Here is a 20,919-nt window from a genome sequence, read left to right as displayed (position 1 = left end):
TTCAGGGGTGGGAACAGGGACGACAGCGGACGGCAGGACGGCGAAACCTGCCCCACTGATGCCGTAGGCCCGGCTCAGACCGTCAGACCTCGCACCAGCAGGTCCAGCAGCGCGCACGAGAACAGCGCTATCCCGATGAACCCGTTGACCGAGAAGAACGCCCGGTTCAGCCGGGACAGATCGTGCGGCCGCACGACGCGGTGCTCGTACACGAACGCGACGGCGACGATCACCAAGCCGATCCAGTAGAACAGGCCCGCCTCCGTGGCCAGCCCGAACCAGACCAGCAGCCCGGTCGTCACCACGTGACAGACCCGCGCCCCCCACAACGCTGCCGGAATCCCGAATCGCGCCGGCACCGAGAGCACCCCGTGCGCCCGGTCCGCCTGGACGTCCTGGCAGCCGAAGATCAGGTCGAAGCCACCGATCCAGATCCCGACCGCGAGACCGAGGATCACCGCGTCCCACGACCAGCTCCCGGTCACCGCCAACCAGGCACCGATCGGCCCTATGGCCTGCGCGATACCGAGGATGGCGTGCGGGTAGTGGGTGAACCGCTTCCCGTACGGATAGACCACCATCGGCACGACGGCGACCGGCGCGAGCGCCAGACAGAGCGGGTTCAGCAGGGCGGCCGCCCCGAGAAAGGCCACCACGGCGACGAGCGCCCCGGTCCACGCCGACTTCACGGAGACCGCACCCGTGACCAGCTCCCGGCTCGCGGTGCGCGGGTTACGGGCGTCGATCTCCCGGTCGATGATCCGATTGCAGGCCATCGCGAACGTCCGCAGCCCCACCATCGCGATGGTGACGAGCAGCAACGTGCCCCAGTGGATGGACTTGTCCGCCTGGAACATCGCGGTCAGCGCGGCGATGTACGCGAAGGGCAGCGCGAAGACCGAGTGCTCGATCATCACGAGCCGCAGGAACGCCTTGACCCTGCTGTTCGGTTGTACGGGCCCCGAGCCCAGTGCTGCTTCGGCGGCGCTCACAGTCCGTATTCCTTCCACCGGCGGTCGACCTTCGCCGCCGTCTCCGGGTCGGACTCGACCATGTCCGGCCAGCCCCCGTCCCGCGTGTAGCCCTCCTCGGGCCACTTCTTCGTCGCGTCGATGCCCGCCTTGCCGCCCCAGAACTGCTGGTAGGAGGCGTGGTCGAGATGGTCGACGGGCCCCTCGGTGACGGTGAGATCGCGCGCGTAGTCCGTATTGCCGAGCGCCCGCCACGCCACCTCGTGCAGATCGTGGACATCACAGTCGGAGTCCACGACGACGATCAGCTTGGTCAACGACATCATGTGCGCACCCCAGATGGCGCTCATCACCTTCTGGGCATGCTTCGGGTACTTCTTGTCGATCGAGACGATCGCGCAGTTGTGGAAGCCGCCCGCCTCCGGCAGGTGGTAGTCCACGATGTCCGGCACGATGATCTTGAGGAGCGGCAGGAAGAACCGCTCGGTGGCCCGCCCCAGCGGCCCGTCCTCGGTCGGCGGCCGGCCCACCACGATCGACTGGAGCAGCGGACGCTTCCGCATGGTCACACAGTCGATGGTCAGCGCGGGAAACGGTTCCTGCGGCGTGTAGAAGCCGGTGTGGTCGCCGAACGGCCCCTCGGGAAGCATCTTCCCGGGCTCCAGCCACCCCTCGATGACGACCTCGGCGTGCGCCGGGACCTGCAACGGCACGGTCTTGCAGTCGACCATCTCGATCCGCTTGCCCTGGATGAACCCGGCGAAGAGGTACTCGTCGATGTCCCCGGGCAGCGGCGCGGTGGAGGCGTACGTCACCGCGGGCGGCGCCCCGAACGCGATGGCGACCGGCAGCCGCTCGCCGCGCTTGGCGGCGACCTGGTAGTGGTTGCGGCTGTCCTTGTGGATCTGCCAGTGCATCCCGATGGTGCGCCGGTCGTGACGCTGGAGCCGGTACAGCCCCAGATTCCGTACGCCCGTCTCCGGGTGCTTGGTGTGGGTGAGCCCCAGGTTGAAGAAGGAGCCGCCGTCCTCGGGCCAGGTGAAGAGCGCGGGCAGCCGGTCCAGATCCACGTCGTCGCCGGTGAGCACGACCTCCTGCACGGGCGCGCTCTCGGACTTCACCTTCTTCGGCGGCACATGCACCATCGAGCCGAGCTTCCCGAATGCCTCCCGCACCCCGACGAAGCCGTGCGGCAGCTCCGGCTTGAGCAGCCCGCCGATCTTGTCGCCGATATCGGCGTACGACTTCAGCCCGAGCGCCTTGAGCAGCCGCTTGTCGGTCCCGAAGACATTCATGGCCAGGGGCATCGACGACCCCTTGACGTTCTCGAAGAGCAACGCGGGCCCGCCCGCCTTGTTCACCCGGTCGACGATCTCGCCGACCTCCAGATACGGGTCGACCTCGGCCTTGATGCGCTTGAGTTCGCCCTCGCGCTCCAGAGCCCGGAGAAGGGAACGAAGATCGTCGTAAGCCATGCCGTCCAGTTTGTCATCACCGTTGGCGATCACCGGGGGTGGGCCACCTCAGCAACCCTCACGGAGCACTGACGCGCCGGGCCCTCGGCGTTGTCGAGTGAACCGTCGATCCATCCGGGCAGACCGTCAATCCTTTCGCACAGGCCATGGACCAGTCGTTTGCCCTCGGTGGGTACAAGTTCGACCTCCCACCTGCTCGCCGCCAGTTCCCACCTGCTCGCCGTGGGACGTAATTGGCACCGGCTACTCTGAGCCCGTCACCGGGGCGGGACAAGCCCCGCCAACTCTCCGCAGGGGGACCTTTCCAACATGTTCCGGGCCCTGTTCTATCTCCTGCCTCTGGCACTGACGATCTACGCGTTCATCGACTGCCTGAACACTCCCGAGGACGAGGCCAAGCACCTGCCGAAGATCGCCTGGGTCTTCATCATTTTGCTGTTCTGGATCGTGGGCCCGATCGTCTGGCTTGCCGCGGGCAAGATGCGCACTGTGCCCGCCGGAGGCCGTACACCGTCGGAATGGCACCGCAATCACCGCTCGCAGTGGGTGGCGCCGGACGACAATCCGGAGTTCCTGAAGGCGCTGCAGGAAGAGAACAAGAAGGACGAGTCGCTCCTCAAGGACTGGGAGGCGGATCTGCGCCGCCGCGAGGAGGAGCTCAAGCGCCGGGAGAGCGGGGCGGGCCCGGAGGAGTCGGCGCCGCCCGCGTCGTAACCGTGAAGGGCCGGCCGGCCCCTGTCGGCCGGCCCCTGCCGGTCGGCCCGCGCATGAACGAGGGCATCGGCGCCGACTGATTCACCGCCCTGCGTCCCCGATCGTTCGAAAACCTTGACCTTTGCCCAACACCCTGCCGATATCCTGCTGTTGACGGTGTGACAGGTCGGATTGGGCATCGGCGCGGGGGGTGCTGTGGAGAGAGAGCTGTACGGGCGCGAGGCGATCTTCGGCAACGACGGACTTGCGGCGCGCCTGACCGGTCTCACTCCGTACGGCTCCGCCCGGGTCGCCTACGAGCACCGTGACGATCCGCCGGTCGCCGTGCTGACCGGCGGGCGCGGCATGGGCAAGACGGCCGTGCTCAAGCAACTGCGCCATCTGTACCGGGAGATCACCCCGGTCGCCCTGGTCGACTGCGAGGCCGTCGTGCCGCCCGCGGACCCGGGCCCCGGCTGGACGCCGGTCACCGGGGCGCTGCCGGAGCTCGCCACCCAGCTGACAGCGAAGGTGCGTGCCGCGGGGCCGGTGCAGTTTCCCCGGCTGAGCCTCGGCCTGGTGGCGGTCGCGTCGATCTCCTGGACACGGGAGGACGAGACGCGGGCGCAACGGGATCTGCAGTCGCTCGGCCCGGTGCTGGCGACCGTCGACACCCGGGGGGACGCGGCGACCGGCTGGGTCACCAAGGTGCTGTCGAAGCTGGCGGCGGGTGCTTTCGACTCGATGGTGCCGCTGGCCGGGCTGGTCGCCGAGGCCACGGTGGAGACGGTGCTGGAGGAGACGTTCAGCCGGTTCCAGCGGCGCTCGGCGGACTGGTACGGAAGCTACCCGCACGCGGGCGGCAACGGCAGGATCGGGCTCCGTCAGCTGGCGGTCGACTTCGAACGCGGCGGTGACCTGCGCCGCCGGGCCGAAGACCATCTGGTGCTCGCGCTGGTCGCGGATCTGGTGCGGGCGTACGGAGGGCTGGCGCGGGGTGCCCGCCGGGGCCGTCCGGTGCTGCTGCTGGACAACGCACACACGGTGCTGGGCCGGCAACTGGTCGAACCGGTGCTGCGGCAGCGGGCCTCCGGGGCACGGGACCGGATCGCCGTGTTCGCCTCCTCGCGCGCCCGTGACCACGAGGGGCTGAGCCGTGCGGTGCGCCGGAGGCTGCCCGAGGTGGCGCACGGCTCGCACTGGACCCGCGGTACGGAGGTGACGTCCGGGATTCTGGCCGTGGAGCTCACCCCGCTGGCCCCGGCGCATGTGCAGGCGGCGCTCGACCGGCACGATCCGGTGGGCCGCACCCCGGCCGGGCTGGCGCGTGGGGTGCACCGGCTGACGGGTGGCCGGCCGCTGGGTGTGGCGCTGTTCGCGCAGGCCGCGGGCGAGGCGCTGGTGCCGGGGGCGCCGCGGCCGGGGGCGCCGGGGGCGCCCCAGCCGGGCGCGGCTCAGCCGGGCACGCTGGTGCCGAGGCCGCCTCAGCCGGACGCGCTGGTGCCGGGCGCGCTGCTGGACCGCGCGGTGGCGCTGCGTGAGGACCGGGCGCCGGTGCGGGTGGCGGACGAGCTGCTGGCGCGGCTGCTGCCGGGGCAGCAGCTCGACGTACTGAGTGTGCTGGCCGCCGCGCACGGTGAGGACTCGGCACGGCTGCTGGCCACCGCCCGGCTGCGCGGCCGGTCGCTGGACGGCGATGTGGCGTTGCAGGTGCGCGATGTGCTGCGGACGCAGGACTGGCCGGTCGGCCCCGAGTATTTCGTCGCCGATCCGCTGCTGCGCTCGCTGCTGCTGCACCGGCTGCGATTCCAGGACGACGACCATCCGTACTACGCGGTGTGGCGTGCGGTGCACGAGACGCTGCGCTCCGCGTACGCGCCCGGGGGAAGCTGCCCGAGCGTCCCGCACCGGCTGCACCAGGAGCTGGTGCTGGGCAGGACGAGTGACTGCGTGACGCATCTGCGGGAACGGTTCACCGACGGGGATGTGACGGCGTGGCTCGACTCGCTGCGGTTCATCGCCTCGGCGCCGTATCCGCGTCCGCCCGGTCACTCCGGCCCCGATCCACGGCGGGCGGTCGCGCTCGGCCGGGAGGCGGCCGGGTCGCTGCCGGACGGGGATACGGGGCTCGCGGGGCTCGACGAGCGGACCGCGGAGCTCCAGTTGCAGCTGCGCCGACTGCTGCACGCGGTATGGCTGCTGTCCGATCCACTGGCTCTGCCGGACGAAGAGGTGATCGACAAGATGGCGCACGAACTGCGACAACTGTCCGGCAGGCATCCGACGGGCAACAGCGTGCTGTGGGACGCGGCGACGCACTGGCCGCGAGACATCAGGGCCTGGCGGCCGTTGTCCATGCCGCCGGGGTCGCCGGGCACGGGCGGAAGCAGGCAGGGACAGGGACGGGGGGACGGTGGCTCGGATGCGTAATCCGCTGCGTTATCGCGTCTGGTACACGACGCGGCAGAAGGTCGTCACCACGGTGGTGGTGGGCGCCCTCGTCGTCACGTCCGGCTGGTACGGCATCGGCCGGCTCACCGCCCCCGAGGACCGCTCCTGCGCGAAGGGGGTCGAGCGACCGCAGGGCAGCGACGAGTGCATAGGCGTCTCCGGCGACGGCTACGACTTCGGGCGGCCGAAGCTGACCGAGGTCGCCGCGGCCATCGCCCGGGAGAACGACACCCTGAAGCCCGGCCGGTACGCGACGGTCGCGCTGCTGCTGCCGCTGACCTCGACGGACGAGGCCATGCAGACGAAGATGCAGCGTGAGCTGCAAGGCGCGTTCGCCGTGCAGTACCGGGCCAACCATCTGTCGAACGAGCAGGTGCCCAAGATCCGGCTGGTGCTCGCCAACACCGGGAAGAACAACCTGTTGTGGCAGCCGACGGTGGACCGGCTGAAGACGATGACCGGGGCCCCGGACAATCTGCGGGCCGTATCAGGGGTCGCGACCAGCAGTACGCAGGTCAGGTCGGCGGTCAAGGAGCTGACCGCCGCGCACATCGCGGTCGTCGGCACCACGATCACCGCCGACGACATCGCCAACGGTCCGGACGGCGACCCGTTCCCCGGGCTGGCGCGGGTCTCGCCGACGAACCGGGACGAGGCTCGGGCCCTGGCGCACTTCGGAGAGGTGAAGGCGGACAAGGCGCTGCTGGTGCAGGACACCCGTACCGGGGACCACTACACGGACACGCTGCGGGCGGCGTTCACCTCACTGGTGAAGGGCACGCAGTACGAGCCGCAGCTGTTCACCTCGCGCAAGGACCCCAACGACGAGGGCACCACGGCCAACACGTTCCGGCAGATCACGCACCTCATCTGCGACACGGACGCGGAGACGGTGTTCTTCGCCGGACGCCACACCCAGCTGCGGCAGTTCATCAACGCGCTGGGGGCCCGCGGCTGCCAGAGCCGCCCGTTCACGATCCTCACCGGCGACGAGGGCTCGTACCTCGGCAACGACAAGAAGCTCGACCGGGACGCGCTGCGCCGCAAGGTGACGGTCCGCTACGCCTCGCTCGCGCACCCGGACGCCTGGGCGGCGGCGCAGGGAAAGGGCGGGGCGATGAGGGGCGGTTCCCCGGCGGACTACCGGAGCTTCCTGGATCTGCTGGCCCTGGTGGGGAAGAAGCCCGTGGGCCCGATCGGTCCGACCGGTCACCGGAATCTGACCGACGGACAGGTCATCATCGCGCACGACGCGATGTCGCTGGCGGTGCACGGCATCCGGCAGGCGACCCCGGACGGCAAGCGGCTTCCGCAGCTCGCCGATGTGGGCGAGCAGTGGCCGCGGGTGAAGGGTTCGCTGCGGGTGTCGGGGGCCAGTGGCTGGATCTGCCTGGACAACCACGGGAACCCTTACAACAAGGCGGTGCCGGTGGTGGAGCTGGCGCCCGAGGACGCCCGTCAGCGGTTCGTGGCGCTCGCCTGGCCGGAGCGCACACCGCCGGACCCGAAGTGCCTGCCGCCGTCCTCGGCACCGTGATACCGCGTCACCGCTCGGCCGCCGCGTACTCCTCGCGCAACTCCGCCCACCTCACCGGGGTCCACTTCGACCAGTCGGCGGGATATCCGTCGAGCACGTCCACGAGGTAGCAGAAGTGGTCGTGCCAGCCCGCGAGGCAGTCCAGGCGCAGCTCGTCGTCGCCACGGAACTCGTTGGTGAAGCGCAGGAGCACATGGTCGCCGCGCGGTGGCTCCAGGTGGAAGCGGACGCGGCCGTGGAGTCCTTCGAAGGTGTACTCGGCGACCCGCTCGATGTCCCAGGCGGTGACGGTGCCGGAGGCGACCGCGGCGCGGCCGTCCCGGTCGGTGTTCAGCCAGCGCAGCGTGATCGCCCCGCCGATGCGCGGCTCGAAGGGGTCGGCGGCGGCGAGCCAGCCGAGCAGCCCCTCGGAACTGGCAACGGCTGCCCACACCCGTGGGACGGGGTGGGGCAGCCGTAGCACGAACCGCAGAGTGTGCCGGTCACCGTGGGTTTCGCTGGTGCCACGCTCGATGACGGGGGTCGCATCGGTCATGGTTCCAGCGTGGCCCGGTGGTGCGGGATCCGCACCCGTACGGGGTGGGTACCGGTCAGACGCCCGCGTAGGAGTGCTTGCCGGTGACGAAGATGTTCACGCCGTAGTAGTTGAAGAGCCAGCAGCCGAAGGCGATCAGCGCCAGGTAGGCGGCCTTGCGGCCCTTCCAGCCTGCGGTGGCGCGGGCATGCAGGTAGCAGGCGTACGCGACCCAGGTGATGAAGGACCAGACCTCCTTGGGGTCCCAGCCCCAGTAGCGGCCCCATGCGTCGCCCGCCCAGATGGCGCCCGCGATGATCGTGAACGTCCACAGCGGGAAGACGGCGGCGTTGATGCGGTACGAGAACTTGTCGAGCGTCGAGGCGGCGGGCAGCCGGGAGAGCACGGACTGGGCGAACGAGCCGGGCTGCGCGCCCTTGGCGAGCTTGTTCTCGTAGCTGTCGCGGAACAGGTAGAGCAGGGTGCCGACCGCGCCGATGTAGAAGACGGCGCCGCAGAGGATGGCGGTGGAGACGTGGATCCACAGCCAGTACGAGTGCAGGGCGGGCACCAGCTGGTCGCTGTCGGTGTAGAGCCACGTGGTCGCGATACCGAGGTCCAGCAGGACGGTGGTGACCAGGATCAGCCCCATCCAGCGGACGTTCTTCTTCAGCGCGAGGAGGGTCAGGTACGCGCCGACCGCCACCGTGGAGAAGGTGATGGAGAACTCGTACATGTTGCCCCAGGGGGCTCGCTGCACGGACAGCGCGCGGGCGATGACGCCGCTCGCCTGCACGAGGAAGGCGAGCACGGTCATGGAGACCGCGATGCGCCCGTACAGATCGCCCTTGGCCGTGCCGCCGGCCGCGCCGGGCCCGTCCGGGACGTCGCGGGAACCGGCCGCGGAACGCGTGATGATCTTCGGCCGCTCCAGCACGGCGGTGCCGCCGCCCTTCTGCGCGACCTGCACCTTCACCGTGGCGTTGGCGTTGGCGTTGCCGCCGGCGCCCTCGGCCCCGGTCAGCGCGGCGGCGGTGCGGCCGACCTTGCTGCGGCTGCCGAACACCCATTCCGCGATGTGCGCGAAGAAGGCGAAGGTGTAGACGGCCATCGACGAATAGATCAGCACATTGCTGGTGTGCGCCAGGTTCTCATTGGTTGCGGCGGCGAGATTCACTTCTCAGCCCCTTCGGCAGGTTCTTCGGAGGATTCGACGGAGTCGGAATCGGAGTCGGTGACGGGTTCGGAGCCGAGGTCCAGGTCGGATCCGGGGTCGTTGTCAGGGCCGGGCGCTGTGGGTGCCACGGCGTTGAGCGTGACCGCGAGATCGGCCAGCTCCTCGGGAAGCTTCGCGGACTCGCTGCGGCCGAGACCCGCCATTTCGACGACGGTGACGCCGTCCGCTCCGCGTACGGCCCTCACCCAGACCCGGCGCCGCTGGATGAACAGCGAACCCACGAGTCCGACGATCGCGGCGATGGCGCCGGCGAGCGCCCAGCCGCTGGCGGGCTGCTCCGAGATCTGGAAGCTGGCCCACTCCTCGACGCCCTCGAAGGTGATCGAGCCGGCACCGTCGGGCAGCTGCATCGTCTCGCCGACCGCCAGCCGCTGCTTGAGCTGGTTGCCCTCGTCGTCCTTGAACTCCTTCATCTTGGAGGAGTCCAGCTGATACACGTTCTGCGGCAGTCCCGAGTCGACGCCGAGGCTGCCGTAGAAACCGTTGAGGGCGAGTACGGGCATGTCGGCGGCCGGGAACTGGGAGAACATCGTGCCCTTGCCATCACCCGCGAAGGTCGGCACGAAGAACGCCTGGAAGCCCAGCTGGGTCTTCTTGCCGTTCTGGTCGCGATAGCCGTCCATCACCTTGATCGCACCGGTCGAGGTGACGTTGTTGTCGATGGGCAGCAGCGGCACGGCGTTCTTGTAGACCTCCTTGCCCCTGCCGTCCTTGACGGAGACGACGGGCGCGTAGCCGTGCGCGTTCAGATAGACCTTGGTGCCGTCGACGACCAGCGGCTCGTTGACCTTGATGACGGTCTTCTGCGGCTTGCCGTAGGCGCCCTTCGAGTAGGTCACATGGGCTTCGTAGGTCCGCGGCGTACCTTTCTGGGGGCCGCTGCGCTCGTACGTGCCGATGAACTCGTCGAGCTCGAAGCTGAACGGGACGAGCGAGTCGGCGTCGAACAACGAGCCGGGCTTGAAGTCGTCGTACTGGGTCAGCGTGTTGGAGAAGCCGTCGCCCTCGAGGATCAGCTTGCCGCCCTCGGACTTGAAGAGCTGCCCGACGGCGAACGCCACCAGCATCACGATCAGGGCGATGTGGAAGATCAGGTTCCCGGCCTCGCGCAGATAGCCCTTCTCGGCGGCGACCGCGTCCCCCGCGGTGTGTGCGCGGAAGCGGCGCTTGCGCATCATGGCGAGCGCGGCCTCGCGGACCTGCTCGGGCTCGGCCTCGGTGCGCCAGGTGGTGTACACGGGCAGCCGGGTGAGGCGCTTGGGTGCGCCCGGCGGGCGGCTGCGCAGCTGGCCGATGAACTGGCCGGTGCGCGGCACGATGCAGCCGATGAGCGAGATGAACAGCAGTATGTAGATCGCGGAGAACCACACCGAGCTGTAGACGTCGAAGAGTTGGAGCTTCTCGTAGATCGGCGTGAGGGTGGGGTGGGCCTCCTTGAAGGTCTCCACCTTCAGTTCGTCCACGCTGTTCTGCGGGATCAGCGAGCCGGGGATGGCGCCGAGCGACAGCAGGAAGAGCAGGATCAGCGCGATCCGCATCGAGGTGAGCTGCCGCCAGAACCAGCGGGCCCAGCCGATGACGCCCATGGCCGGTAGGTTGGCCACGGTCTCCTCGCGCGGGGCGGTGGAGAGCTGGGAGCCGGCCGCACCGAGTTCGGGGGCGTTCTCCCGGTCCTGCTCGTCCGGGGTCTCCCGCTCGTCCCGGCGCTCGCGCTCCGGTGCCGGGTTGGACTTGGTGTTGCTCATGAAACTCAGATCCCCACCGTGAAGCCGTCGGACCAGCCCTGCAGTTCCTGCATCATGCTGTCCCACACACCGGTCAGCAGGAGCAGCCCGGTCGCGATCATCATGACGCCGCCGATACGCATGACCCATGCGTAATGGCGCTTGACCCAGCCGAAGGCGCCGAGCGCCTTGCGGAAGGCGACCGCCGCGAGCACGAAGGGCAGGCCGAGCCCGAGGCAGTACGCGACGGTCAGTATCGCCCCGCGTACGGCGGTGGCCTGGTCCAGCGCGAGGAAGCTCACCGAGCTGAGCGTCGGGCCGAGGCACGGAGTCCAGCCGATCCCGAAGAGCGCGCCGAGCAGCGGTGCGCCCACCAGTCCGGTCACCGGCCTCTTGTGGATACGGAATTCGCGCTGTGTCATCCACGGCATCAGGCCCATGTAGAAGATCCCCATCAGGATCATCAGCACACCGAGGACCTTGGAGAGCGTGGTGCTGTACGCCTGGAGGTTCTGGCCGACGAAGCCGAAGAGCGCGCCGCCGGAGACGAACACGGCGGTGAAGCCGAGCACGAAGAGCGAGGCGCCCGCGACCATGCGCCCCCGCTTGGCCTGCGCCAGGTCGGTGCCGCTGACGCCGGTGACGTAGGAGAGATAGCCGGGCACGAGCGGCAGGACGCACGGCGAGAAGAAGGAGACGAGTCCAGCGAGTGCGGCGATGGGCAGGGCGACGGCCAGCGCCCCGTCCACGACGGTCGGGTTCATTTCGGCAAGGGTGAGCACGGAATCACTTCTCCGCGATCAGTGGGTCGATCATCTTGTGCAGCTCGGTGTCGTCGAGCCCGGTCAGGGAACGAGCGGCGATCTTCCCGTCCCGGTCCAGGACCACGGTCGACGGAATGGCCTGCGGGTTCAGCGTGCCCTTGGGGAAGCGGAGCATGAGCTTGCCGGTCGGGTCGAAGATGCTCGGGTAGGTGACCCCGTGTTCCTTCTCGAAGCTGATCGCGGGGCCCTTCTGGGCATCGCGCGTGTTGATCCCGACGAACTGGACGCCCTTGTCCTTCGTCTCCTCCGCCACCTGCGTGAAGTACTTGGCCTCCAGACGGCAGGGGCCGCACCACGAGCCCCACATGTTCAGCACGACGACGTCGCCCTTGTAGTCGGCGACGTTGAGGTACTCGCCGTCGAGGGTCTCGCCGTCGAGCTTCGGGGCGGCCTCGCGGTCGTCCTTGGGTACGGTGGAGATGCCGCCGCTGCCTGTGACGAAGTTCGTATTGCCGCCGCCTCCGGCCTTGTTGCCCTCCCCGCTGCACGCGGTCAGCGTCAGTGCGAGTGCGACGGCCGCTGTGGGGGCGGCGAGCAGGGTGAAACGGCGTCGGGGCGCGCGGCCATAGCTCATGTGAAAAGTTTCGCATGGCGGTTTCGGTGCCCTCGGGCACCCCCCACGCTGCCCGTAAAGCCCCTTGTCAGACCTGCTTAAAGAAGGCGTTCCAGCCCCCTGCGGGCGACTGACCGACCTCCAGCGTACGGAGCTTGTCGAGCACATCCGGGTTCTGGACGTCGAGCCAGTCGACGAACTGCTTGAAGGAGACGAGCCTCACATCCGGCTTCCCGGCGATCTTCTTGATCGTTTCCTCGACCGCGTCCATATAGATGCCGCCGTTCCACTCCTCGAAGTGGTTTCCGATGTGGAAGGGCGCGCGATTCGTCGTGTACGCACGCTCGAATCCGGCGAGATACGACTGGGTGGCCTGCTCGCGCCAGCCCGGATAGCGCGAGGGCATGCCCTTGGTCGAATTCTGCGACTGGTTGGCGAGGATGTTGTAGTCCATCGAAAGGACTTCGAAGGTGTGCCCCGGGAACGGCATGCCCTGCAACGGAAGATCCCAGACGCCCTGGCGCTTCTGGGGCCACACCTGGGTGCCGCCGGGCGAGCTGGCGTCGTAGCGCCAGCCGAGCCTGCTCGCCGTGGACAGCAGATTGTCCTGGCCGAGCAGGCAGGGAGTGCGACCGCCGACCAGTTCCTTTCGGTAGTCGAAAGGCAGCGGATCGAGGTCGGTCCAGCCCGTGTTGGTGCGCCATTCGGTGACGAAGGAGACCGCCTGGTCGATTTCGTTCCGCCACTGGGAGGCCGACCAGTTCGCGACCGATCCGGAACCGGCGCAGAAATGCCCGTTGAAGTGGGTGCCGATCTCATGCCCGTCGAGCCATGCCTGACGGATGTACTTCAGCGTCTCCTTTATGTGACCATCGGTCAGATAACCGATGTCGGACGCACCGATCGGATTATTGGGCGGCCGGTACATGGACTTCTTCGACTCGGGCAGCAGATAGAGGCCGGAGAGGAAGAAGGTCATCGCCGCGTCGTGGTCCTTGGCGAGTTCCAGAAAGCGCGGGAAGAGCCCGTTGCCGACCTCGCCCGCACCGTCCCAGGAAAAGATCACGAACTGCGGCGGCGTCTGCCCGGGTTCGAGCGGAACCGGCGCGGAAGGCTGGTGCGGCTGCTTTCCGGTGTACGCGGTGGAACCGTCCCCGATCTCACGAACGTCCTTCTTCGCAGGTCCGGTCCCCCGGGTGCGCTCGTCGGAACCCTTGTCCCCCGCGGCGCCCGCCCCCGACCGGTCCGAGGAACTGCACCCCGCCAGACCGATGGCCGCCGCGGCCCCGAGCCCGGCTCCGAGCAAACCCCTTCGGCTGATCTCGCGCATGCGTTCCCCATCTGCGGTCGTTTTGCCTCAAGTCCATACAAACTGGCAGAGACTTAGATGAGGGATCCAGCACAGGGGTTCCGCGATGTAGCACAAATTTCTTTACGTCCCCAGACCTCACCCTTCAAACGGATGACCGGACGAGTGGGGCGCGGCGGGAGCGGAACTCAACCGTCGACAAAGTAATCAATCCCCGTCAATCCCCGGCTTCGGGGTGCCCGTCCCCCGGCGGCAGCAGAATCGCCGGACGGGCGAACATCGAGCCCGTCCGGCGATTGAGGACAAACCGTCAACCGGACGACCGGGAACCCGACGGCCCGGGGGCCGGGGGCACGCGGGGCGGAAGCCAGGGGCACGCGGGTCGGGGGCACGCGGGTCGGGGGCACACGATCCGGGAGCACGCGGGGCCCGGGCCCGGGGGCACACCACCCCGGCCCGGGGGCCGACTACGCGCCGAACGCCTTCGACTTCCCCTTCACCGGCTTCGCACCCGCCAGCAGATGCGTCGGCACCAGATCCCGCGCAGGCTCCGCGTACCCGACCGACACGATCTTGTCGCCCCGGTACGTGAAGCTGGTCAGCGACGCGAGCGTGCACTGCCGCTTGCGCGGGTCGTGCCACAGCCGCCGCCGCTCCACGAAGCTGCGCACGATCCAGATCGGCAGCTGATGGCTGACGCACACCGCCTCGTGCCCGCGCGCCGCGTCACGCGCGGCGTCCAGGGCGCCCATCATCCGTACGACCTGCTCGATGTACGGCTCGCCCCATGACGGCCGGAACGGATTCGTCAGGTGCTTCCAGTTGTCCGGCTTGCGCAGCGCCCCGTCGCCGACCCCGAAGGTCTTGCCCTCGAAGACGTTGGCGGCCTCGATGAGCCGCTCGTCGGTGGCCAGGTCGAGGCCGTGCGCCTTGGCGATCGGCGTGGCTGTCTCCTGGGCGCGCTCCAGCGGGGAGGCGACGACATGGGTGATGTCGCGGTCCTCCAGGTGCCCGGCGACCCGGTCGGCCATCTGCCGGCCGAGCTCGGAGAGGTGGTAGCCGGGGCGGCGCCCATAGAGCACACCCTCCGGGTTGTGGACCTCGCCGTGCCGCATCAGATGGACGACGGTGATGTCCTCGCGGCCGGTGTTCTCGCTCATGCGGTGGCCTCCGATGCGGCGCGGGCAGCGGCGGGCAGCGCGGCGGCGATGCGCTCGACGGCCTGCGTGTCGTGGGCGGTGGAGACGAACCAGGACTCGAAGGCGGACGGCGGCAGGTAGACACCCTGCGACAGCAGCGAGTGGAAGAAAGCGGTGAAGCGGAAACCTTCCTGCCGCTTCGCGTCCTCGTAGTTCCTCACCGGCCGGTCGGTGAAGAAGACGGAGAACATGTTGCTTGCCACCTGCACGGTGTGCGCCACGCCTTCCTTGGCCAGCGCCTCACTGACCAGGCCGCGGATCTCCGCGGAGACCGCGTCCACCTTCGCGTACGCCGCGTCGTCGAGCAGCCGCAACTGGGCGAGACCGGCGGCGGTGGCGACCGGGTTCCCGGAGAGGGTGCCGGCCTGGTAGACGGGACCGGCCGGGGCGAGGTGCGCCATCACGTCGGCACGCCCGCCGAAGGCCGCGGCCGGGAAGCCGCCGCCCATGACCTTGCCGAAGGTCATCAGGTCGGGACGCACCCCGTCGACACCGAACCAGCCGGCCTTCGAGGTACGGAATCCGGTCATGACCTCGTCGGAGATGTAGAGCGCGCCATGGGCGGCGCAGATCTCCTTGAGCCCGGCATTGAAACCGTCCAGCGGCGGTACGACGCCCATGTTGCCCGGCGACGCCTCAGTGATCACACAGGCGATCTCGCCGGGGTGCGCGGCGAACGCCTCCCGCACCGCGTCCAGGTCGTTGTACGGCAGCACGATCGTGTCACCGGCCTGCGCGCCCGTGACTCCCGGAGTGTCCGGAAGGCCGAAGGTCGCGACCCCGGACCCGGCGGCGGCGAGCAGCGCGTCGACATGGCCGTGGTAACAGCCGGCGAACTTCACCACCTTGGCGCGGCCGGTGAACCCGCGGGCGAGACGGATCGCGGACATGGTCGCCTCGGTGCCGGACGACACCAGCCGTACCTGCTCCACGGGCTCCACCCGGGCCACGATCTCCTCGGCGAGCGCGACCTCGCCCTCACCGGGCGTACCGAACGAGGTGCCGCGGGCGACGGCCTCCTGGACTGCGGCGATGACCTCGGGGTGGGAGTGGCCGAGGATCATCGGCCCCCACGAGCACACGAGGTCGACATACTCACGGCCGTCGGCATCGGTGAGGTACGGACCGGTGCCGGACACCATGAAGCGGGGCGTACCACCCACGGCCTTGAAGGCACGGACGGGAGAGTTCACGCCGCCGGGCGTCACGAGGGACGCGCGGTCGAAAAGCGTCTGCGAAACTGGGGCGTCATAGGGAAAGCTCACACAAGCCATGGTGTCAGAGCCACGGACGGTCTTGCGGACAGGTGTTTCGCCGCACGCCCGTGGGGGAGGTCACTGAGACGATGATCGGGTTGCGCGGCGGGGGCTGTGTCTCCTAAGTAGTAGTCGGGTGGATGAGATATGCATCGCGGTGGCGGAGTGGGCGAAGGGACCGACGACCTGGGGCCCGAGCCTGCCCGGCGGGGTCGGCACCGACGTGGGGCGGAGCGCAAGCAGGGCATACAGGCCGGTGGTGCGCAGGGTGGCGGAGCCGGAAGCAGGAGTGGTGGCCGGGTGGGGGTGACCTACAAGTACTTCGGTGCCCCCGACGGGGCCACCGCGGCACGCGTGCCCATTTCGATGCGCCCCGAGGAGCTCGGCGGCGACGAACTGGGCATGGGCGGCATGTTCACCAAGATCAAGCCGGAGACGGTGGCGGCGATGGTCCTCACCGGTATCCAGGGCGTACCTCTGCACAAGGTTCCCCCGCTCGAACTGGTCGTACTGCACCCCGACTACGCGGTGGTCAAGCTCCCGATGACGGTCGTCGACCCGCTGCGCGGCGTCGGCGAGGAGTCGGTCGGCGCCGCGGCCTTCATCTGGTCCACGGTCCCGGACCGTGGCGGGCCGCGCGACGCGTTCAACGTCTACCAACTGCTGCACGAGTGGCAGGACTTCAGCCACCGTCTGCATGACGCCGGGCATCAGGCGTACTGCCTGGTGTGGCCCTGAGCCGGGCTCTCAAGGTCCTGGCCCACCCCTGACCGCCGACGGCGGCGCGGCATCCTGGGCGCGCCGCCGCACGTGAGAGGTCAGGCGGCCACGGAGGTGACCTGCGAGGCGACCTGGCTGATGACCTCGGTGAGCGCGGCGACGACCTCGGCGTCGTCGGCGGGGTGGGTGTCGGCGAAGCGCGTCACGGAGCCGGGGATGGACAGCTTCACGTCCTCCAGAACCACACCGCCCGCGATCCCGCAGGACTTGCGGGCGTCGTCCTGCGCCCATACGCCGCCGTACTGGCCGAAGGCGGTGCCGACCACGGCGACCGGCTTGCCGGAGATGGCGCCGGCGCCGTACGGGCGGGACAGCCAGTCGATGGAGTTCTTCAGGACGGCCGGCATGGTGCCGTTGTACTCGGGCGAGAACAGCAGGAACGCGTCGGCCCGGCCGGCCGCCTCGCGCAGCCGTGCGGCGGCGGCCGGGACGCCTCCCTCGACGTCGATGTCCTCGTTGTAGAAGGGCACGTCGGCCAGGCCCTCGCACAGCTCGATCTCGACGCCCGCGGGAGCGTGCTTGGCGGCGGCTTCGGCGAGCTGGCGGTTGTGCGAGCCGGCGCGGAGGCTGCCGACGAGCGCGAGGATGCGTACAGACATGGGGAACTCCCGGAAGGCGAAGACTGCGGAATCAAGCGGACCGTGGTCCGTTTAAAGTTGTACCACTTAAGCGGACCGTGGTCCACTTACGCCTTCCGGGCGCTACCCTGAGGCCATGACCGGTCCCGTTCCTCCGCCGCTCAGGCAGCCCGCGCCCGGCGAGGCGCGGACGCATCTTCCGCTCGCCCCGACCGGTGAACCACCCCAGCTACGGGCGGACGCGGCACGCAATCGCACGCGCCTGCTGGACGCCGCTTCCGGGCTTCTGACCGAGTGCGGAGCGGCGGACCTGACCATGGAATCGGTGGCCGCCGCCGCAGGGGTGGGCAAGGGCACCGTCTTCCGGCGCTTCGGCGACCGGGCCGGGCTCCTGCTCGCGCTCCTGGACCACCGGGAGGAGCAGCTCCAGGCCGCCTTCCTCGCGGGCCCGCCGCCCCTGGGTCCCGGCGCCCCGGCGGCGGAGCGGCTGCACGCCTTCGGGCCCGCCGTCCTGCGCCACGAACGCGATCACCACCCGCTGATCCTGGCCAGCCGGTCCGACCCGCTGCGCAACTACGCCGTCCCGGCGCACCGTCTGCGGCTCAGCCACATCGCGATGCTGCTGCGTGAGGCGAACGTGGCGGGCGACCCGGAACTGCTCGCACACACCCTGCTCGGCTCCATCGACGCCGCCCTCGTCCACCACCTCACCAGGGACCGCGGCATACCGCTGGAGCGCCTGGAGGAGGGCTGGCACCATCTGGTCACACGACTCGGGGCGGCTCAGCAGTCGGCGGTTCAGCAGTCGGCGGCTCAGTAGTTGTCGGCTCAGTAGTCGGCGGCTCAGTAGTTGTCGGCTCAGTAGTCGGCGGCTCGGCAGTCATCGGCTCGGCAGTCGGCGGCCGAGGGCGACCGTTCACGCCGACGACGGCTCGGCAGTCGACGGCTCGGCAGTCTGCCGAGGCCGGCCGTTCACGCCGACGGCACAACGGCCACTGGCGCCGGGCAGTGGTGCAGGACGGCGTGGGCGACATGCCCGATGCGGGGCGGACCGGGCAGGTGCGGGTTCACCCGGCGGCCGATGACCACGAGTCCGGCCTCGGCTCCTGCTTCCGCCAGGAGACGGGCGGGCCGTCCGATTGCGGGCTCCTCGATCACGGCGACGGCCGGATAGCGCTCGCACCACGGTGCCAGCATGGTCCGCATCGATTCCGCGGCCCGAGCGGTCGCATCGGCCCGCCAGCCCGGGTCGCCGCCGATGCCGTGTACGAGGTGGGGCGGCGGGTTCCAGCCATTGATCACCCGCAGCACGGCCGACCGGACGGCAGCGGCTCCGAAGCCGAACCCGATCACCTCGTCACAGGAACTGCCGAGGTCGATGCCGAGCACCACGACACGGTCGTCCGTACCCGACCGCGCCTCTTCACCCTCCGCCGCGACCGGGGCTCCCTCGTCGGCACCGGTGTCATCGCCCTGCTCATCGGCGCGGACGAGGACGACGGGCCGCTCGGCATGCGCGACCGTGGCCATCGCCACCGACCCCATCAGGAATCCGGCGAGTGGGCCGAGCCCCGCGGTCCCGAGGGCCAGCAGTTCGCTCTCCTTCGCGGCCCGGCACAGCATCTCGGCGGGCGGGCCCGTGAGCCGGTCCGTGGTGATGTCGAGGCCGGGGTGGCGGTGGCGCAGCTCCGTGGCGGTCTCGTCCGGCATACGCCGGGACCACTGCTCGGGCATCTCGGTTCCGGCCAGGGGAGCGTACGCGAAGGGCTGCCACTCCCACGCGCTGACGAGCCGCAGCGGCAGATCTCTGAGCACCGCCTCGCGGGCGCCCCAGTCCGCCGCAGCCAGGCTTGCGGGCGTACCGTTCAGGCCGACGGTCACGGGACGGGGCATGACGCACCTCCGGTGAGAGACGTTCCGCCTTCTTCCTCCACGATCCCTCTTGTCCCGTGGCCCGGCGAGGGAGAGTTTTCCCGGAGGGACCGGGCCGGGGGCAGGTCGAGCCAACGCGCCGTACCGGGTGTGATCACATGGGTGTGGCCTCCCAGGACGACCCGGCCGGCCCGGTGGTGCGAGTCCGGTACGGCGATCCGGAGCTGCCGAACACAGATGCGCAGGTCCACGTCCCAGTGCCGGCGGAATCTGATGCGTACCCCGAATTTCGAGAGCTGGGGCAGTGTGGCCGGCGCGAGCCACAGTGCGTCGTCGCGGGTCTCAAGCCCCATCATCCCGCGCTGTACGAAGTCGAGGGTGCCCGCCATCGCCCCCAGATGGATGCCTTCCGGGGTGGTGCCGCCCTGGATGTCGGCCACGTCCCCGGTCAGCGCCTCCTCGCAGTACTTCCACGCCTTCTCGCGGCGCGCCCGGGCCAGGACCCAGGCATGGACCAGGGAGCTGAGCGTGGAGCCGTGGCTCGTACGCGCAAGGTAGTAGTCGACGGTGGCGCGCCAGGTGTCCTCGTCCAGCGCATGCCCGAGCCGCCGGAAGAGACCGGCCAGTTCCTCCGGCGAGAAGAGGTAGCCGAGCATCAGCACATCGGCCTGTTTGGACGCCTGGTAACGGTTGACGGTGTCGCCCTCCGCCTCCAGGATCCGGTCCAGCCGCCGGATGTCCCCGTACCGCTTCCGGTATCCCTCCCAGTCGAGCTCGGCCAGTTCCCCATAGCCGGCGAACTGGCTGATGACGCCCTGGTGATACGGCACATGAAGCCGATGGGAAATGTCCTCCCAACGTTCCGGTTCGTCGGGGTCGAGCCGGATCAAGTCGAGCAACTGCCGACGCCGCGTCCCGGGCAGGTCGCGGTACAGCTCTGTCGAACGTGACAGAACCCAGGCCGCTGTCACGTTCGTGTACGTGTTGTCGTCCAGGCCTGCCGTCCCGGCTCCCGGATAGGCATCGTGGTACTCGTCCGGTCCGACGACACCACGGATGCGGTAGCGGGCCAGGGACGCGTCCCATTCGGCGCTGTCGGCCCAGAACCTGGCGATCTGCAGCATCATCTCCGCGCCCCTGGAGTGCAGATACTCCGTGTCCGCGGTGGCCTGGCAGTACTGCCACACGTTGTACGCGACGGCCGAGCCGACGTGGTGCTGCAGCCGTGAGCGGTCGGGCAGCCAGCGCCCCGAGCGCGGGTTGAGATGGAGTTCCTGGGTCTCCTCACGTCCGTTGTCTGCGCTCTGCCAGGGATACATCGCCCCGGCCCTGCCTGCATCACGCGCCGCGCGACGCGCTGCGGGCAGCCGCCGGTAGCGGTAGTCGAGAAGTCCTCGGGAGACTTCCGGGAGATGCAGGTTCAGGAACGGCAGTACGAACAACTCGTCCCAGAAGACATGGCCTCGGTACGCCTCGCCGTGCAGTCCTCTCGCCGGTACCCCCACATCGAGTTCGGCGGTGTGCGGGGAGAGCGTCTGCAGCACGTGGAAGAGGTGCAGCCGGAGAATGCGGCCTGCCTCGCCCGGGACCTCCAGCCGGACCTGCTGCCACAGGTCGGCCCAGGCCCGCCGGTGCGAGGACAGCAGATGCACGAAGTCCGGCGCCCTGCGCACCGCGGCCACGGTGCCCGCAGGGGGCTGCCGATCGCGGGGTCGCGCGCGGTGTGGAGGGCGACCGTCTTGTCGGCGACGGCGTCGGAGTCCGGGCTCAGCTGCAGCACCAGCCGCTGGAAGACCACCTTCTCCGTCTGCCGGAAGCGGGGGCCGGGTTCGGGCCCGGGTTCAGGCCCGGGTTCAGGCCCGGGTTCAGGCCCGGGTTCAGGCCCGGGTTCAGGCCCGGGTTCAGGCCCGGGTTCAGGCCCGGGTTCGGGCCCGGGTTCGAGCCCC

At 69.5% G+C, this 20,919-nt stretch carries 17 protein-coding genes and 1 pseudogene; 5 read left to right on the top strand and 13 right to left on the bottom strand.

Annotated features, from left to right (window positions below; translation table 11 throughout):
- Positions 1 to 74 precede the first annotated feature (74 nt).
- Positions 75 to 992: a menaquinone biosynthesis prenyltransferase MqnP gene (gene mqnP, locus ACZ3IC_RS00345; RefSeq protein WP_467411166.1), complete on the bottom strand. Its 918-nt coding sequence runs from the start codon at positions 990 to 992 to the stop codon at positions 75 to 77.
- Positions 989 to 2,446: a menaquinone biosynthesis decarboxylase gene (locus tag ACZ3IC_RS00340; RefSeq protein WP_467412061.1), complete on the bottom strand. Its 1,458-nt coding sequence runs from the start codon at positions 2,444 to 2,446 to the stop codon at positions 989 to 991. The genes mqnP and ACZ3IC_RS00340 overlap by 4 nt, the downstream gene beginning before the upstream one ends.
- Positions 2,447 to 2,755: 309 nt before the next feature.
- On the opposite strand from ACZ3IC_RS00340, the gene ACZ3IC_RS00335 reads away from it, so the two are divergent.
- The 3 genes from ACZ3IC_RS00335 (at position 2,756) to ACZ3IC_RS00325 (ending at position 7,127) form a co-directional block, all read left to right on the top strand.
- Positions 2,756 to 3,160 carry a PLD nuclease N-terminal domain-containing protein gene (locus ACZ3IC_RS00335; protein ID WP_467411164.1) on the top strand — a complete coding sequence of 135 codons (405 nt, stop codon included), beginning with the start codon at positions 2,756 to 2,758 and terminating at the stop codon, positions 3,158 to 3,160.
- A 195-nt stretch (positions 3,161 to 3,355) separates the two neighbouring features.
- On the top strand, positions 3,356 to 5,569 hold the full coding sequence (locus ACZ3IC_RS00330) for a hypothetical protein (protein WP_467411163.1): 2,214 nt from the start codon (positions 3,356 to 3,358) through the stop codon (positions 5,567 to 5,569).
- The gene (locus ACZ3IC_RS00325) at positions 5,562 to 7,127 is read left to right on the top strand and encodes a hypothetical protein (protein WP_467411162.1); all 1,566 of its coding nucleotides are present in this window, start codon (positions 5,562 to 5,564) and stop codon (positions 7,125 to 7,127) included. Before ACZ3IC_RS00330 ends, ACZ3IC_RS00325 begins: the two co-directional genes overlap by 8 nt.
- A gap of 7 nt (positions 7,128 to 7,134) precedes the next feature.
- Here the strand turns inward: ACZ3IC_RS00325 and ACZ3IC_RS00320 are convergent, their stop codons facing one another.
- The 8 genes from ACZ3IC_RS00320 to hemL form a co-directional block, all read right to left on the bottom strand.
- Positions 7,135 to 7,662 (bottom strand): SRPBCC domain-containing protein, encoded by a 528-nt coding sequence (locus tag ACZ3IC_RS00320; protein ID WP_467411160.1) that lies wholly within the window; start codon positions 7,660 to 7,662, stop codon positions 7,135 to 7,137.
- Between the two features lie 55 nt (positions 7,663 to 7,717).
- Positions 7,718 to 8,818 carry a c-type cytochrome biogenesis protein CcsB gene (ccsB, locus tag ACZ3IC_RS00315; protein WP_467411159.1) on the bottom strand — a complete coding sequence of 367 codons (1,101 nt, stop codon included), beginning with the start codon at positions 8,816 to 8,818 and terminating at the stop codon, positions 7,718 to 7,720.
- Positions 8,815 to 10,623, bottom strand: coding sequence for a cytochrome c biogenesis protein ResB (resB, locus tag ACZ3IC_RS00310; protein WP_467411158.1), 1,809 nt, complete (start codon positions 10,621 to 10,623; stop codon positions 8,815 to 8,817). The genes ccsB and resB overlap by 4 nt, the downstream gene beginning before the upstream one ends.
- A gap of 5 nt (positions 10,624 to 10,628) precedes the next feature.
- Positions 10,629 to 11,366 carry a cytochrome c biogenesis CcdA family protein gene (locus ACZ3IC_RS00305; RefSeq protein WP_467411156.1) on the bottom strand — a complete coding sequence of 246 codons (738 nt, stop codon included), beginning with the start codon at positions 11,364 to 11,366 and terminating at the stop codon, positions 10,629 to 10,631.
- A gap of 22 nt (positions 11,367 to 11,388) precedes the next feature.
- The gene (locus ACZ3IC_RS00300; protein ID WP_467411155.1) at positions 11,389 to 12,000 is read right to left on the bottom strand and encodes a TlpA family protein disulfide reductase; all 612 of its coding nucleotides are present in this window, start codon (positions 11,998 to 12,000) and stop codon (positions 11,389 to 11,391) included.
- 67 nt (positions 12,001 to 12,067) lie between these two features.
- On the bottom strand, positions 12,068 to 13,309 hold the full coding sequence (locus tag ACZ3IC_RS00295; RefSeq protein WP_467411153.1) for a polysaccharide deacetylase family protein: 1,242 nt from the start codon (positions 13,307 to 13,309) through the stop codon (positions 12,068 to 12,070).
- Positions 13,310 to 13,755: 446 nt separating this feature from the next.
- On the bottom strand, positions 13,756 to 14,448 hold the full coding sequence (locus tag ACZ3IC_RS00290) for a histidine phosphatase family protein (protein ID WP_467411152.1): 693 nt from the start codon (positions 14,446 to 14,448) through the stop codon (positions 13,756 to 13,758).
- On the bottom strand, positions 14,445 to 15,761 hold the full coding sequence (hemL, locus tag ACZ3IC_RS00285; RefSeq protein ID WP_467411150.1) for a glutamate-1-semialdehyde 2,1-aminomutase: 1,317 nt from the start codon (positions 15,759 to 15,761) through the stop codon (positions 14,445 to 14,447). The genes ACZ3IC_RS00290 and hemL overlap by 4 nt, the downstream gene beginning before the upstream one ends.
- 129 nt (positions 15,762 to 15,890) lie before the next feature.
- On the opposite strand from hemL, the gene ACZ3IC_RS00280 reads away from it, so the two are divergent.
- Positions 15,891 to 16,481 (top strand): hypothetical protein, encoded by a 591-nt coding sequence (locus ACZ3IC_RS00280; protein ID WP_467411149.1) that lies wholly within the window; start codon positions 15,891 to 15,893, stop codon positions 16,479 to 16,481.
- 80 nt (positions 16,482 to 16,561) lie between these two features.
- Here the strand turns inward: ACZ3IC_RS00280 and ACZ3IC_RS00275 are convergent, their stop codons facing one another.
- Entirely contained in the window at positions 16,562 to 17,122 is a 561-nt protein-coding gene (locus tag ACZ3IC_RS00275; RefSeq protein ID WP_467411148.1) for an NAD(P)H-dependent oxidoreductase, read from the bottom strand.
- A 115-nt stretch (positions 17,123 to 17,237) separates the two neighbouring features.
- Between ACZ3IC_RS00275 and ACZ3IC_RS00270 the strand changes: the two genes are divergently transcribed.
- On the top strand, positions 17,238 to 17,921 hold the full coding sequence (locus tag ACZ3IC_RS00270) for a TetR/AcrR family transcriptional regulator (RefSeq protein ID WP_467411146.1): 684 nt from the start codon (positions 17,238 to 17,240) through the stop codon (positions 17,919 to 17,921).
- Positions 17,922 to 18,073: 152 nt separating this feature from the next.
- Here the strand turns inward: ACZ3IC_RS00270 and ACZ3IC_RS00265 are convergent, their stop codons facing one another.
- The gene (locus tag ACZ3IC_RS00265; RefSeq protein WP_467411145.1) at positions 18,074 to 18,994 is read right to left on the bottom strand and encodes a universal stress protein; all 921 of its coding nucleotides are present in this window, start codon (positions 18,992 to 18,994) and stop codon (positions 18,074 to 18,076) included.
- Between the two features lie 98 nt (positions 18,995 to 19,092).
- Positions 19,093 to 20,825, bottom strand: a pseudogene (locus ACZ3IC_RS00260) (glycosyl hydrolase family 65 domain-containing protein); the annotation flags it as partial.
- Positions 20,826 to 20,919 lie beyond the last annotated feature (94 nt).

The organism is Streptomyces sp. NPDC002958, from assembly GCF_055563255.1.
Note: the sequence above shows the minus strand (reverse complement) of the source record. Positions and strands in the feature narration are given on the sequence as shown.